This window comes from Flavobacterium sp. LC2016-01 (assembly GCF_009711135.1).
Lineage (GTDB): Bacteria > Bacteroidota > Bacteroidia > Flavobacteriales > Flavobacteriaceae > Flavobacterium.
Genome location: NZ_WMIC01000008.1, coordinates 169,124 through 184,295 on the forward strand (window position 1 = coordinate 169,124; position 15,172 = coordinate 184,295).

Below are 15,172 nucleotides of genomic sequence, written 5' to 3' on the forward strand. Positions count from 1 at the left end.
AATAAATTTGTAACATTCTAGTTTCTAAAGCACTGTGAATGTTTTTTAATGCATATAATAACTACACAATACATACAAAATGCCTAAAGACACATCAATAAAATCAGTTTTAATAATAGGTTCAGGACCTATTGTTATTGGTCAAGCTTGCGAATTTGATTATGCAGGATCTCAATCTGCACGTTCAATTCGTGAAGAAGGAATTGAAGTTATCTTGATAAACTCAAATCCAGCGACGATTATGACCGACCCATCTATGGCCGATCATATTTATTTGAAACCTTTAACTACAAAATCGATTATTGAAATTCTGAAGGAACATCCACAAATTGATGCTGTTTTGCCAACAATGGGAGGTCAGACTGCTTTGAACTTGTGTTTGGAAGCTGAAGAAAAAGGAATCTGGCAAGATTTCGGAGTAAGATTAATCGGGGTTGATGTAAACGCAATTAATATTACAGAAGACAGAGAGCAGTTTAAACAGCTTTTAGAAAGAATAAATGTTCCAACTGCGCCTGCAAAAACGGCTACTTCTTACTTAGAAGGAAAAGAAATCGCTCAAGAATTTGGTTTCCCGCTTGTAATTCGTCCTTCGTTTACACTTGGAGGAACTGGAGCAGCAGTAGTGTACAAAAAAGAAGATTTTGATGAGCTTTTAACTAGAGGTCTTGAAGCTTCACCAATTCACGAAGTTTTAATTGACAAAGCTTTGATGGGATGGAAAGAATACGAATTAGAACTTTTAAGAGATAAAAATGACAATGTTGTAATTATCTGTTCTATCGAAAATATGGACCCAATGGGAATTCATACTGGAGATTCAATTACAGTTGCTCCGGCAATGACTTTATCTGATACAACTTTCCAAAAATTACGTGACTACGCAATTTTAATGATGAGAAGTATCGGAAATTTTGCGGGAGGATGTAACGTACAATTCGCAGTTTCTCCAGATGATAAAGAAGATATCGTAGCCATCGAGATTAACCCTCGTGTATCTCGTTCTTCTGCTTTGGCATCAAAAGCAACGGGTTATCCAATTGCAAAAATTGCTTCTAAATTAGCTTTAGGATACAATTTAGATGAATTGCAAAACCAAATTACAAAATCGACTTCGGCTCTTTTTGAACCAACTTTAGATTATGTAATCGTGAAAATACCTCGTTGGAACTTTGATAAATTTGAAGGATCTGACAGAACTTTAGGTCTTCAGATGAAATCTGTTGGTGAGGTTATGGGAATTGGACGTTCTTTCCAAGAAGCATTACACAAAGCAACGCAATCTTTAGAGATTAAGAGAAACGGAATTGGTGCTGACGGAAAAGGATATAAAAATTACGAACAAATTATCGAGAAACTGACTTACGCAAGCTGGGATCGTGTTTTTGTAATTTATGATGCAATCGCAATGGGAATTCCGTTGAGCCGTATTCATGAGATTACAAGAATCGATATGTGGTTCTTAAAACAATATGAAGAACTTTATACTTTAGAGAAAGAAATTTCTAACTATAAAGTAACAAATCTTCCAAAAGATTTACTGCTTGAAGCGAAACAAAAAGGTTTTGCAGACAGACAAATCGCGCACATGATGAATTGTCTTGAAAGTGAAGTGCATGCTTTACGTATGGAGCAAAACGTTAACCGTGTGTTTAAATTGGTTGATACTTGTGCAGCAGAATTTAAAGCTAAAACACCTTATTACTACTCCACTTTTGAAGCTGAAATTGAAAAAGCAAATGGTGAGCGTTATGTAGATAACGAAAGTATTGTTACAGACAAAAAGAAAATCATCGTTTTAGGTTCTGGACCAAACAGAATCGGTCAGGGAATTGAGTTTGATTATTCTTGTGTACACGGAGTTTTAGCGGCAAAAGAATGCGGTTATGAAACGATCATGATCAACTGTAATCCAGAAACGGTTTCGACTGATTTTGATACAGCTGATAAATTATACTTCGAACCAGTTTTCTGGGAGCATATTTATGATATTATTCAGCACGAAAAACCTGAAGGTGTAATTGTACAGCTTGGTGGTCAGACAGCATTGAAATTGGCTGATAAACTTTCTAAATACGGAGTGAAAATCATCGGAACTAGTTTTGATGCACTTGATTTAGCGGAAGACAGAGGACGTTTCTCTGATTTATTGACAGAATTGCATATTCCTTTCCCTAAATTCGGAATAGCTGAAACGGCTGATGAAGCTTCTGCACTAGCAGATACATTAGATTTCCCATTATTGATTCGTCCTTCTTATGTATTAGGAGGTCAGGGAATGAAGATTGTAATCAACAAAAAAGAATTAGAAGAACACGTTATCAATTTATTGAAAACGATTCCAGGAAATAAATTGCTTTTAGATCACTATTTAGCCGGAGCAATTGAAGCGGAAGCTGATGCGATTTGTGATGCCGATGGAAATGTATACATCATCGGAATTATGGAGCACATTGAGCCTTGTGGTGTTCACTCTGGAGATAGTAACGCAACTTTGCCTCCTTTTAACTTAGGAGAATTTGTAATGCAGCAAATTAAAGATCATACGCATAAAATTGCTAGAGCTTTAAAAACGGTTGGTTTAATCAACATTCAGTTTGCGATTAAAGATGATACCGTTTATATTATCGAAGCAAATCCAAGAGCTTCAAGAACGGTTCCGTTTATTGCAAAAGCTTACGGAGAGCCTTATGTAAACTACGCTACAAAAGTAATGTTAGGCCACAATAAAGTAACTGACTTTGATTTCAACCCGCAATTAAAAGGATATGCAATCAAACAACCTGTTTTCTCTTTCAGCAAATTCCCGAATGTAAACAAAGCACTAGGGCCAGAAATGAAATCAACAGGAGAAAGCATCTTGTTTATTGATGACTTGAAAGATGATCAATTCTACGAATTGTATTCTAGAAGAAAAATGTATTTGAGTAAATAATCTCAGATTGCTAATATAAAAAAAAGCTCCAATGAAAATTGGAGCTTTTTTAGTTTAGTTGATGTTAGTTTGCAACATCATATTTATAATTAAATGTTCCCTCAGTTACTTTAGTTGTAACAGGATTGGTCGCACTTATTGGTTTTGAGTAATTTTCAACGCAGTTAAAAGAAAATGTTCCTGCCACTGTCTTAGCTTTTGAATCAATTGCTGTTATTGATAAAGAACCTTCAACCGGATATTGACTTTTTGCTTTGCTATTAAATGATGTTTCAATTTGTGTTTTAGAAGCATCAAATGTTGCTGCCGTAATAGGATAGGTTCCAATTTTTAGATTGGTTCTTTTAATGTAAAGTCTAATTTCATCTATTACATTTTTTCTTCCTACTAATTGAATGTAGTCTTTAGTTGGATAATAATCAAATAATGGTTTTGTAGCGGCATTTGTATTTAACGGATTATTCATTTCCCACAACGCATCATCAATTTTTGCAGTCATTGCATATTGTGTAGTAACGCCTGGACTTTCGATGTCACTTGAGCAGCTGTTTAATACAAAAAGGAAAAGAATTAGTAGGATTTTTGGTGTTTTCATTTATTGATTTTAAAGGTTTGTTAGGCAGTAAATGTAAAATATATTTTGTTAATATAAAGACTGTTTATAAGAAGAAATTATGTTTTCTTAAACAAAAAAAGCTCCAAAATTATTTGGAGCTTTTTCTGATTATAAAGTAAGATTGATGATTATTTTATCAATTGCTGTAAAGGTTTCAGCTGATCCATATTGATATTCGATTTTTGTAAAACCGACATCAATGTCATAATGTTATTTGGATTCATGTTTTTTCCGAGAACGCGGACAACGGCAAAACCATTTTCTTTTCTGTTGGCAAAAACCACAAACTCTTCGATGTTTTCGTCTGTTCCAACATAACTTATTGAAGCTCCGTCTTTACCTGAACCAACTTTCATTAATTGCTGATATTTTGGGTCTTTTAAAATCGCTTTCACTTTCGTGCGTTCCGCTTCAAATTCGGCTTGATTTTTATCTGTGGCTTTAAAGGCTAAAATGTTCATTTTGTCAAATGATTTTAAAGCTTCAGTTTGTTCGGCAGATAATTTTGCTTTGTCTACATTTAAAATATTAGATGAAACATCAATCGCGATAAAGTCCTTTTTTTCGGTATTTTCAACAAAATACTTTTGCAATGAAGGTTCAGAATTACAACTTATTAAAGTCAGTAATACTAAAATGGCTGAGGTAAAAACTTTAGTTTTCATGATTATCTTTTGCCTTTAGAGGCCTTTTTTAAGTCTGAACCGCCTGGAAGTTGCATTTTATCAGTAAGTACAGAGATTTCGTTTAAGTCAAAATTACCAGTTAGAGACAGCAAAACGGTTTCGTCATTTTTTGCACCATCAACAAACATTAGTAATTCTTTAATTTGTGTGTCGCTTGCGCCAGATTTTACCATGATGCGAACATTTTTTCCGCTGTCGTTTACTCGCATCAATTCTTCTAAACCTGCTGTTTTAATGTATTTGTCAGCAGAAGCTTTCATGTCAGCTTCGATTTTAGGGTTTTTTGTTGTAAACACTTTTAGGTAATCTAATTTTTTGATCAGATTAATATATTGCTGTGTTTCTTTGTCAGTAGCGTCAACTTTTACTTTGCTCATTAAATCGAACATTTTTTTGTTTACAATTACTGATGTTACATCGTCTTGACCATCAAATTTGTCAAAAGCGCCCTGTGCGTAGAATGTATGTGTGAAAAAGGCGAAAACTAGTGTTATAATAAGATTTTTCATTTTTGATTGATTTTAATTACTGTTTAAAAATTTTGTTTTTTGATTGTTCATATTCGTTAATGTATTGTACACTTCCAATACCGACATTAACATTGTTTGATAATAGTGCCAAAGCTTTTTGAGTTGCCTTCAGTGCTTCTTCAGGATTATCATAGGTTCCTAATTCTGACTGCGCTACAGTCGGAGCTGCATTTTGTTCGCCAGCAAAGAAATAAGTCCCAATTCCGAGTAAAACAACCGCCGAAGCTGCAATTGATAACCACGCCACATTTCGTTTCTTAGTTTGTAGTGGAATCTCTTGTGTCGATTTTTGTTGTTTTACCTGAGAGAAATAACCAAACATTGGCTGATATTGCTCTAAATGCTGCGCAACATTTGGAGACGAAAAATAGTCTTTTAATTCTTTTTCTTCAGCAATAGTAGTTTCTCCCTGAAAGTATTTTTCTAATATATTTTCTATTCTATCTAATTCCATAACTGTGTGTGTTAACCATTGATTCTCTAATTTTTTTTCTCGCTCTCGAAAGCGCTACTCGTATAGCGGTTTCATTCATGTTGACAATTTTCGCAATTTCATCAAATTCATATTGCTCAACATCCCGAAGCTGAATTAATATTTGAAGCTGTTCTGGCAGCTGATTTATAATTTTTTCGACCCATTCCAAGCTGTCAGAATCTTCTAATTTTTTGTCTAATTGAGGTTCCCGGTCTGTAAAATTGTTATGTACAATTTTGAGGTTTCCGGCTCTTTTAGATTTTAATTGATCCAGACAATAATTCTTGGTCATTGTCATGGCTACTGCTTCGATATTATTATAGGAATCCAAATTGTCTTTTTTGTTCCATAATTTTACCATCACTTCCTGAGTCGCATCTTCTGCCTCTTCGGTGCTTGTAAGCAATCTTTTTGCCAGACGAAAAACTTTGTCTTTAAAAGGATTAATTAATTCTATAAACACATTCTGATTCATAAAATTGGTTGGTTATTCGTTAGCTTATATAGTCAAGACGAGGCACTATTATTTTTGTTACAGCCACTTTTAAAAAAAATTACAGAAAAAATGAAATAAACTTAATAGAGTTAAAACTAAAGGTAGTATTTTTACGTTAATAGATTACCAAGAACATTTTTTATGAAAACAATATTAAAGAGTTTACTACTAATTTTTTTGCTTGCCTTTACTTTGCAGTCCTGTGAAGATCAGGATGATGTAGAAGCTCCGGCAACTTTGCAAGTAAATGATTTTATCTGGAAAGGATTAAATGCAGTTTACTTGTGGCAAGCTGATGTGCCAAATTTAGCCGATGATAGGTTTAGCAGTCAAGCAGAATTAAACTCTTATTTATCTGGATACTCAGATCCAAAAGAATTATTTCAAGATTTATTAAATAAGCCCATCAGTAAATATCCTGCAACGGCAATTGACCGTTTTAGCTGGATTGTTGATGATTATACTGTTTTGGAACAAGAACTTAACGGAATTACAAAAAATAATGGAGTAGATTTTGGACTAATGAGAGTTGCAAGCGGCTCAAATGATGTGGTAGGTTATGTACGTTATATTGTTCCAAATTCTGATGCTTCAGCAAAAGCAATAAAAAGAGGCGATTTATTTACGGCTGTGAATGGTACAAAACTTACGGTCTCTAATTATCAATCATTATTGTTAGCTCCAGACAGTTATACTTTAAATCTTTCTGATTATAATGGCTCAACTTTTGTTTTGAATGGCAAATCGGTTGCTTTGACTAAAACCGTTTTAGAAGAAAACCCAATTTTAATTAATAAAGTAATTACATCTGGCGGACATAAAATAGGCTATTTAATGTACAATGGTTTTTATTCCGATTATGATGCTAAACTGAATCAGGCTTTTGGTGAATTGAAAGCACAGGGTGTTACGGATTTAGTTTTGGATTTAAGATATAATGGAGGCGGTTCTGTACGTACATCAACTCGTTTGGCAAGTATGATTACAGGTCAGTTTAACGGAAAAATATTTTCGAAACAGCAATATAATTTAAAATTAATGGCTACAATGACAACAGAAGATCTGGAGTCTTTGAACCAAAGATTTGTCAATAACATTGACGGTACGGCCTTAAATAGTTTGAATTTATCAAAGGTTTATATTTTAACAACTTCTAGCACGGCGTCGGCAAGTGAATTAGTTGTTAATGGCTTAAAACCTTATATCGATGTTGTTCAGATTGGTGAAACAACGATTGGGAAAAATGTTGGTTCCTTTACGGTTTATGATTCACCGACTTTTACGAAATCAAACGTAAATCCAAATCATAAATATGCTATGCAGCCTTTGGTTTTTAAAATTACTAACGCTCAAGATTTTGGAGATTATACTTCAGGATTAGTTCCTACTTATCTTCAGTTAGAATATGTAAGCAGTTACGGAGTACTTGGAGATCCAACTGAACCATTATTGAATTTGGCAATTTCTAAGATTACTGGAGCTACCGCTAAAAAGATTCAAACCGACAAAAGTTTTGTTTTACCTTATATAGACGATTCGAAAAAAATCAATGGATTACGAAATGATATGTATTTGGAAACTGTTCCAAAAGGATTTTCAAAATCATTAAAATAGAAAAAAGGCTTTCAGAAATGAAAGCCTTTTTTTCAAAAAAAAATCCAAAAACTAATTTAAAAATAAAGGTATATTAATTGTTGAAGTAAAAACCATTTGGTCCAACTCCTACAGTTAATTCTTTTTGTGATACACCACTTAAGTTATAGATATAAGCTTTGCTGTTTGATGCATAATCTCCAGCATCAGCAATATAAATTTTATTGTTTTCGACAGCAAAACCATAGATGGAACCACCAGTTGGAAGATTAGCAGTTAAAATTGGCGTAGTAGATGCTTCTGTTGCAGAAGGGCTGATAGCGTAAACTGAATTGTTTGAAGTGTAGTAAACTTTATCATTATAAATATCTAAGTATCCAGCTCTGTCTAAAGATTTTGGGAAAGTGATTTTTGTAACTGATTTATCAGATAGTTTCACTTTTACAATTTCACTTCTGTTATCTCCATAAGGAGCTCTCAAAACATACAAAATTCCGTCTTTAACTTCCACGCTGTCTCCGCTGTAACCAATGGTCACTGGAGTTTCTAATGCTTTTGTTACTGGATTTACAACCAATACTTTATCATTATAAGTATCAGTAATATAAAATTTGCCGTTTTCTAATACAATACGGTTTGCAGTAGCTTTCAATTCAATTTTAGATTCTACTTTGTTCGTAGCTAAATCAATTACAGCAATATAATCGTCAGTATCACCAGTTGCAGGATTACTGTAAGAATAAGTGTTTGCATTCGTTACATACGCTTTTCCGTCTTTTATAACACCGTATCTTGGGTTTGCTAATCCGCTGTCAACTTTTGCAATTAATTTGAATGTGTATCTGTTTACAACATTAATTACGTTAGAACCGCCAGCAATGATATAAGCTTTATCTCCGTCAAAAAAGATGTTTTGAAGATATACTCCAGCAAAATCACCAACATTTGCTGTTTTGTAAACATCAGCTGTAAAATTGGCTAAATCATCACTTGCAAAAGAAACTGAACCACCTCCAGAATTTCCTTCGTTTAAGATGAAAAAGCCTTTATCATAAACTCCTTTCGGATCATTGTCGTCATCGTTAGAACAAGAAACAAAAAGCGATACGCTTAATGCTAATAAAAATAATCTAGTTAGCTTCATTATATTAAAATTTAAGGTTTAAGTACATATTAAAATTTCTTCCTGGCATTGGTCTATTTTCAAGGCTTTCATAATTTTCGTTCCAAAGATTTAATACTTGAAATCCAAGTTTGAAAGAACTTAAAAATTTAAAATCATAATCGATTCCAATATTTGAAACCGTATAGGCATCGACAATTTCATTTGGATCATTATCGGCCTGCGTGTACACAAATCCATTGTAAAGGAATTGGTAATAGGCTGAAATTCGGTTTCTTGAATACGAAACAGATGCTGTTACTTTATTAAAAGGAACAAAAAACAACTGTTTATTAGTTTCTGTGTTTTCTGAGATCGTGTAGGCGTAAGTAGCATTGGCTCCAAAATAATTTTTGCCATACTGTTTTTTCCAGCTCACCAAAGTTTCGGCACCGTAACTATTTACTTTGTCTGTATTTTCTGGTTTCCAGATACCGCCGCTTCCAGGAACCCATCGCAATAAATCGGTGATTTTTATGTAGTAAAAAGTCTGCGTAAGCGAAATATTTTTGAAAGTAAAAACATTTCCAATTTCTGCCTGATACGAACTTTCCGGTTTCAAATTTGGATTTCCTCCTTCTTCCCAATATAAATCATTGAAAGTCGGGATTCTGAAATTTCGGGACAAATTCAACTTTAAATTATACAGTTCCCCAAATTGATAAGAAGATCCTAAATTGAATAAAACTGGCGATTTATAATTGTCTGTGAATTCTTTTCGAATACCAAATTCATTCTTCCAGTCTTTAGAAAAATCTTGTTTTACTAATAACGCAGCAGAACTGATTTCTCGTGTGTTATTACCAAAACCGCTTCCAAAACCTTTTGTTCGGTTATAGTCTACAATTCCGTTTACTTGTGTTGATTTGAAAAATGTATATCCTAAATCTGCCTTAGTAATTAAACTTTCAGTTTTTCCGTAAGTATATTGATTAAAAGAATTATCGGGGTAATATTGGTAATTTTCGAAAATATAGGCCGTTTTGAAATTGGCTTTAAACTTGCCGAAATCCCCATCATATTCCAGTAAATTTCTGTTGAAACCGTTTACATATTTGCTTGGGGTTTCGGTCTCTGTTATTAAGGAAGTATTTCGGTCTGTATTGGATGTTTGGCTGTAGAGTTTTAAACTGTTTTTGGCATCAAATTTATAGCCCAAATTGGCACTAAGCGTAACAACATCATATTGTCCGTTTTGATTCCATCGCTGTTCACCTTTCCAGGTATATCGATTTAAATATTTATAATCGTTTGTAGAGCTGTTTTTTGAAAAACCAATTTGAGCACTCCATTTTTCGTTTGAAATATTAGTTTTATAATTGATTCCGATGGTATTATAACTTCCGTAATCTAGTTTTAAATTATTCTCAAATCGATTATAAAATGCCAAATCATTATTTAAATGGACTGTTCCGCCCACGGCACCGCTTCCATAAATAACACTTCCTCCGCCGGCTTTTACGCTTACAGAATTATAATCGGAACCCGAAATCGTATTGAAGTCGGTGCTTCCGTTCATTTGTGAATTAATGTTGATTCCGTTCCAGATTACTGCCGTTTGTGATGAAGTTGTTCCTCTAAAGGCAACTGTCGAAAGCATGCCACGCCCGTATTCTTTAAAATAAATGGTAGAATTGAAATTTAGAAGATCGGTCAATAAAGCTTCATTTTTATTGATAACCGAATCATTTAGTTTTAGAATCGATTGTGAAGCAGAATATTTTTTAAGATTAGCATCAGAAACAACAACTTCTTTAAGACCAGTAATAGAATCCTTTTGCGCCCAAATGAATTGGCACAGCAGCAATAAAGTAAAAGCGAAATATTTTTTTAAAGTCATAATTTCTACACTCTTTTTCCCGAGAGTTCGATTTTTGTTTCAAAGGCAGGTCTCCTGGCTTGCGTCTTGTTGTATGCCTTCCCATTCGCCGGGGCGAGCAGTGGCTTTGCAGTTACAACGAGCATTCTTTTCAGAACTAAGCTTACAGTTGCGGGTACAGCTCAAGATTTTACTTGATTCCCTTTTAATGTGTTTTTATAAATAAAACACAACCTTAATTTTGTGCAAAGATAAAGTTAAAATTAATGAATTTTCAAATTTGTTTTAGTTTTTCCATCAAATTCTAAACAGAACACTTGTTAAAGCTCGATTTTAATGACTTGGCCAAAATCTACTTTATTTTGAAAAGCCTCTTTCAAGGGCAATGAAGTTTGATGACATAAGATACTTCTGATAATTCCGGCATGTGCAACAATGACGATTGGATTTTGTATGTTTTTTGAAAGAATTTCAGATAGAAAATTCCCAACTCTGTCATGTAATTCAACAAAAGATTCACCATTTGAAACGCGGATATTTACAAAATCTTCCATCCAAGGATTGAGCTGTTCTGGCGGAATTTCATTCCAGTTTTTTAATTCCCAGTCGCCAAAATTCATTTCTTTTAAACGTTCATCTTCTTGATAGGATATTGTTTTGATATTGTTCTGAACATGTTTTGCCAAAATCACACAGCGCTTTAATGGACTTGAAAAAATAGTTGCTTCTGAAGGTAATTGAGAAACTATTTCATCAAAAATAGCATCAAAAGGTGCTGCAATATTTACATCAGATTGTCCGTAGCAAATTCCTTTTTCGCAGACCGTTTCGGTATGTCGGACTAAATAAATTTCCATATAAAAAGCAGACTTAAATAAAAAACAACTTCACATACTTGTTGCGTTGCGCCAAGGCAATCGCCTGTGTATCCATCAATCCATTTTTGAAAATATCTGGCTAAAAAATATCTTGTCAAGAAAACCGGAATTAAAACGAGCAGTATTTTGAATTGAAAACCAAAATAGGAGAGTACAAATAGAGGAAGTAATCCGAAGAAAAAAGATCCCGAAATTTCTTTCCAGGTGTGGTTTTTTGCAATTGGTTTGCTTTTGCTTGAAGCGTCATCTCTCGAATATTCATGTGTGAAAATAATGCTGATTGCGGCTAAACGACTCAAAGCGTGAGCCGAAATAAATAACAGCAAAACCAGCAAATAATTTTGGGAAATTGTAAAATGCGAAATTGATTCTGAAAGTAATTTGAATTTAGCTAAAAACAATAACACCAGACCAATTGCTCCGTAAGCGCCAATTGCGCTGTCTTTCATAATCATCAGAATTTTTTCTTTTGTCCAGCCACCGCCAAAACCATCACAGACATCGGCAAAACCGTCTTCATGAAAAGCGCCTGTTGTTAAGACAGAAGCAATTATAGCAAAAATTACAGCCGTTTCTGTTGAAAGAAAAAGAGAAAAAAGATAAAAAGCCAAAAATGAAATACTCCCAACAATCCATCCAATAAAAGGAAAATAGCGCGTGGCTTTATTTAGATAATCGGGATGATGTGTAATGTTTTTTGGGCAGGGTATTCGGGTGTAAAACATTAAACAGGTGAAGAAGATATGTAGTTCTTTTTTCATTAAGATAATTAATTAATAAAATTTAGTTTTAAGGCTGAAAACTGAAAACTGAAACTGCGTCTGATTACTATTTCCTGCTCACTCCAGCACTTTCAAAACTAGCCATTTCATTCAAAAAAACTTCAGCCGATTTTAAAATCGGGAAAGCAATTGCGCATCCAGTTCCTTCGCCAAGACGCAAATCTAGGTTTAAAATTGGTTTTGCATTCAAATAATCAAGCAATTTTTGATGTGCCTGTTCAGCGGAGCAATGACAAAAAATGGCATTTTCTTTAATATTCGGATTGATTTTTAGAGCAATTAAAAATGCAACAGAACAAATAAAACCATCCACCAGAATCAGCATTTTATTTTCAAAGGCCGAGAGCATTCCGCCTGCCATTTGCAGGATTTCGAAACCGCCAAAATAGGCCAGCTGTGACATTAATTCGGCTTGACCGGAATAATTTTCGATTGCTTTTTTAAGAAGATTGTGTTTTTGAATGAGTTTTTCATCAACAATTCCGGTGCCTTTTCCAATGCATTCTTCAATTGGAAAATCCGTCAAAAGACTCATCAAAACGGAAGCTGTAGAAGTATTTCCAATTCCCATTTCACCAAAACCAATGCAGTTTGAACCTGTTGAGGCAATGGCATCGACGATGGATTTTCCTTTTTCAAAACATAATTGCAATTCAGCTTCACTCATTGCCGGCACATGTAAAAAGGATTGAGTTCCTTTAGCAACTTTAGCATTAATGAGTTCTATGTTAGTCGGGAAATCATAATTGACTCCAGCATCAACAATTGAGAGCTGAATGTTATTTTGTCTGCAAAACACATTTATTGCGGCGCCTCCGTCCAGAAAATTTCCAACCATTTGTCGGGTTACATCTTGTGGATAAGCACTTACGCCGTGATTTGCAATGCCATGATCAGCGGCAAAAACAACCATGTTTGGTTTAATAATTTTTGGTTCCAAAGTTTTAAAAACTTTTGCCGTTTGAAAAGCTAAAGTCTCTAAAGTTCCCAAAGCACCAATAGGTTTCGTTTTCGAATCTATTTTTTCCTGCAGAAGCTGATCAAAATCTGATGAATTATTTTTTTCTGAAGAAGTTGTAGTCTTTATTTCTGAAACTGAACTTTCGTTTACATTTTGAATTTCAGTACAAATTGGACTTTCCGATTTTTGTTTCCAATGCAATTGCTGGAGCATTGGCTGATTGTTGTAATTTGTTGCAGGTTTTCCAATACAGAAATAGCCAAGTGGTTCAATGTTTTCAGGCAAATCCAGAATCTTCTTAAACTGATAATAATTTAAAATAGAAACCCAGCCCATTCCGTAACCTTGTTCTGTCAGCGAAAGCCAAATATTCTGCGCGGCACAAACCGAACTGAATTTCACCGCTTCATTGCTGCCAACAGTTCCAATCGTAAATTGATTTAAAACAGATCGGTCATAAGCAATTATAAGTCCGATTGGCGCTTCTTCAATTGCTTCCAGTTTTAGAGATCTGTAAAGTTCTTTTTGTTCAGGATTATCAGTAAGTTCTTCGGCTTTTTTATTGTAATCTAAAAACAGATTTTTAATAGCAGTTTTAACTTCCGCCGATTTAATAATATAATATCGCGTTGCATCTGTAAGCCCGACCGAAGGCGCCCAATGTCCGGCCTGCAAAGCTTTTTGCATCACTTCGTCAGGAACTTCATCAGCTGTAAAATGTCGTGTATCGCGTCGCGATTTTAAAATATCATCTAAAATACTCATAAATTCCAATATTAAAATTCCATATTCCAATTTTTAGGAATTGAAATATTCTAGTAAAGGTAAAGTTTAACATTGGAATTTGGAATTTTAAAAAATTGGGATTTTAGTTTTAGTATTTTATCCCTTTATTTTTACTGGAATTCCTGAAATCATTAAAACAACTTCATCCGCATTTGATGCTAAAAACTGATTCATCCAGCCTTGAAGTTCAGTAAATTTTCTGCCAATATGAGTTTCGGCATGAACTCCCATTCCAATTTCATTGGTCACAATTATTAATGTGCCTTCTTGTTTGGCTATTTTAATAAATTCATTTTTAGCTTCTTCCAGCGATACAGCAACATCGTTTTTAGTATCGATAAAAAAGTTAGTCAGCCATAAGGTTACGCAGTCAATCAAGGCCACTTTTCCTGAAAAATCAATTTCACTTAAATATTTTTCTTTTTCAATATTGGTCCAGCCTTCATCACGTTCCTGTTGATGACGGTCAATACGATTTTGAAAATCGCTATCCCATTTTCTCGCTGTCGCAACATAAATTGGCGCATCTGAAAGTTCTAAAGCTAATTTCTGAGCATAACTGCTTTTTCCAGATCTTTCGCCACCGGTAATTAAATAAATCATGTAATAATGGTTAATTATAAATTGTTAATTATAAATTTATGCTGGAACTTGTTTTTTTGAAGTTTTAAGAATACTGGTTACTAATTTTAAAATTGCAATTGCATCATTGTGAATGTTTTCGAATTCCTTTTCATTTAAATAATCAGTTGCCTTTAATAATTCAAGCCAATATACTGTTTCGTTAGCTTCTTTTTGAGCAATAGCAAATTTATGAATGAAATCACTTTTACTTTCGGCATGCTCCGCTTCTCTCATCATTGCACCAACACTAGTTCCTGATCTCAAAAGTTGTTTCGAAAGTATAAATTCTTTTTTATCATTATTTAAATATTGATACAGTTTAACAATTCTGATTGCAAAATCAAAACTTTTGTTTTTCACAATGTTATTCTTCATAATTAACAACTAACAACTAATAATTAATAATTAGTAGGGGCAATGCCTGCAGTCGTTTCCGCAGCAAGTTCCTCTTTTGAGGTGAAACCAGGATTTAAAAACATAATTGCCATTTTCAATATAATAGTCAATTCCTTCAATCAGTTTTTCGGTTTTGGGTAAAGATATAGCTTTGTTTTTTAAAGCTTTTTCAGGAGTCATTGTTTCTACGTAAGCATCAATTTTATCTTCACAAGCTTCTTTGAAACAAACTGGGCACAAACAGTCGCCTCCTTCTGAAAGATTAAAAATTGGAGGGTAATCATTGCACCAGCATTTGTTTTCAACCGAGACATCTCCACAACTGAATGAAGTTTCACAGCTTGAGCAAATTTTTGTTTTTGTGGTATTCATAAATGTAAAGATACAGTTTGTTGAATTTTGTAAGAATAAAGGTAGACAAAAAAATCATAAA

15 protein-coding genes and 1 riboswitch are annotated in these 15,172 nt (G+C 33.8%); of the genes, 2 read left to right on the forward strand and 13 right to left on the reverse strand.

Going from position 1 to position 15,172, the window contains the following annotated elements:
- Positions 1-79 precede the first annotated feature (79 nt).
- Positions 80-2,935 (forward strand): carbamoyl-phosphate synthase large subunit, encoded by a 2,856-nt coding sequence (carB, locus tag GKZ88_RS17005; protein WP_155103538.1) that lies wholly within the window; start codon positions 80-82, stop codon positions 2,933-2,935.
- A gap of 64 nt (positions 2,936-2,999) precedes the next feature.
- Here the strand turns inward: carB and GKZ88_RS17010 are convergent, their stop codons facing one another.
- The 5 genes from GKZ88_RS17010 to GKZ88_RS17030 all read right to left on the reverse strand — a co-directional run bounded on the left by GKZ88_RS17010 (position 3,000) and on the right by GKZ88_RS17030 (position 5,717).
- Positions 3,000-3,530 carry a DUF6252 family protein gene (locus GKZ88_RS17010; RefSeq protein ID WP_155103539.1) on the reverse strand — a complete coding sequence of 177 codons (531 nt, stop codon included), beginning with the start codon at positions 3,528-3,530 and terminating at the stop codon, positions 3,000-3,002.
- Between the two features lie 149 nt (positions 3,531-3,679).
- Positions 3,680-4,216, reverse strand: a complete 537-nt coding sequence (locus GKZ88_RS17015) for a DUF4252 domain-containing protein (protein ID WP_155103540.1) — start codon at positions 4,214-4,216, stop codon at positions 3,680-3,682.
- A gap of 2 nt (positions 4,217-4,218) precedes the next feature.
- A complete protein-coding gene (locus tag GKZ88_RS17020) occupies positions 4,219-4,746 on the reverse strand; it encodes a DUF4252 domain-containing protein (protein ID WP_155103541.1) in 528 nt (175 codons plus the stop codon).
- Between the two features lie 16 nt (positions 4,747-4,762).
- Positions 4,763-5,221: a hypothetical protein gene (locus GKZ88_RS17025; RefSeq protein ID WP_155103542.1), complete on the reverse strand. Its 459-nt coding sequence runs from the start codon at positions 5,219-5,221 to the stop codon at positions 4,763-4,765.
- Entirely contained in the window at positions 5,208-5,717 is a 510-nt protein-coding gene (locus tag GKZ88_RS17030) for a sigma-70 family RNA polymerase sigma factor (RefSeq protein ID WP_035649689.1), read from the reverse strand. Before GKZ88_RS17030 ends, GKZ88_RS17025 begins: the two co-directional genes overlap by 14 nt.
- 162 nt (positions 5,718-5,879) lie before the next feature.
- On the opposite strand from GKZ88_RS17030, the gene GKZ88_RS17035 reads away from it, so the two are divergent.
- Complete coding sequence (locus GKZ88_RS17035; protein ID WP_155103543.1) at positions 5,880-7,352, forward strand: S41 family peptidase; 1,473 nt, start codon at positions 5,880-5,882, stop codon at positions 7,350-7,352.
- 73 nt (positions 7,353-7,425) lie between these two features.
- On the opposite strand, the gene GKZ88_RS17040 is transcribed toward GKZ88_RS17035, so the two are convergent.
- From GKZ88_RS17040 to GKZ88_RS17075, 8 genes are all read right to left on the reverse strand, one after another.
- Positions 7,426-8,475 carry an amine dehydrogenase large subunit gene (locus GKZ88_RS17040; RefSeq protein WP_155103544.1) on the reverse strand — a complete coding sequence of 350 codons (1,050 nt, stop codon included), beginning with the start codon at positions 8,473-8,475 and terminating at the stop codon, positions 7,426-7,428.
- Between the two features lie 4 nt (positions 8,476-8,479).
- Entirely contained in the window at positions 8,480-10,333 is a 1,854-nt protein-coding gene (locus GKZ88_RS17045; protein ID WP_155103545.1) for a TonB-dependent receptor, read from the reverse strand.
- Positions 10,334-10,359: 26 nt separating this feature from the next.
- Positions 10,360-10,565, reverse strand: a riboswitch (cobalamin riboswitch).
- A gap of 67 nt (positions 10,566-10,632) precedes the next feature.
- Positions 10,633-11,169 (reverse strand): alpha-ribazole phosphatase, encoded by a 537-nt coding sequence (cobC, locus tag GKZ88_RS17050; RefSeq protein WP_155103546.1) that lies wholly within the window; start codon positions 11,167-11,169, stop codon positions 10,633-10,635.
- The gene (locus GKZ88_RS17055; protein ID WP_155103547.1) at positions 11,154-11,951 is read right to left on the reverse strand and encodes an adenosylcobinamide-GDP ribazoletransferase; all 798 of its coding nucleotides are present in this window, start codon (positions 11,949-11,951) and stop codon (positions 11,154-11,156) included. The genes cobC and GKZ88_RS17055 overlap by 16 nt, the downstream gene beginning before the upstream one ends.
- 67 nt (positions 11,952-12,018) lie before the next feature.
- The gene (cobT, locus tag GKZ88_RS17060; RefSeq protein ID WP_155103548.1) at positions 12,019-13,698 is read right to left on the reverse strand and encodes a nicotinate-nucleotide--dimethylbenzimidazole phosphoribosyltransferase; all 1,680 of its coding nucleotides are present in this window, start codon (positions 13,696-13,698) and stop codon (positions 12,019-12,021) included.
- 117 nt (positions 13,699-13,815) lie between these two features.
- Complete coding sequence (cobU, locus tag GKZ88_RS17065) at positions 13,816-14,322, reverse strand: bifunctional adenosylcobinamide kinase/adenosylcobinamide-phosphate guanylyltransferase (RefSeq protein ID WP_155103549.1); 507 nt, start codon at positions 14,320-14,322, stop codon at positions 13,816-13,818.
- Positions 14,323-14,358: 36 nt separating this feature from the next.
- The gene (locus tag GKZ88_RS17070; protein WP_155103550.1) at positions 14,359-14,718 is read right to left on the reverse strand and encodes a four helix bundle protein; all 360 of its coding nucleotides are present in this window, start codon (positions 14,716-14,718) and stop codon (positions 14,359-14,361) included.
- A gap of 30 nt (positions 14,719-14,748) precedes the next feature.
- Positions 14,749-15,111, reverse strand: coding sequence for a DUF5522 domain-containing protein (locus GKZ88_RS17075; RefSeq protein WP_155103551.1), 363 nt, complete (start codon positions 15,109-15,111; stop codon positions 14,749-14,751).
- Between the last annotated feature and the right edge of the window lie 61 nt (positions 15,112-15,172).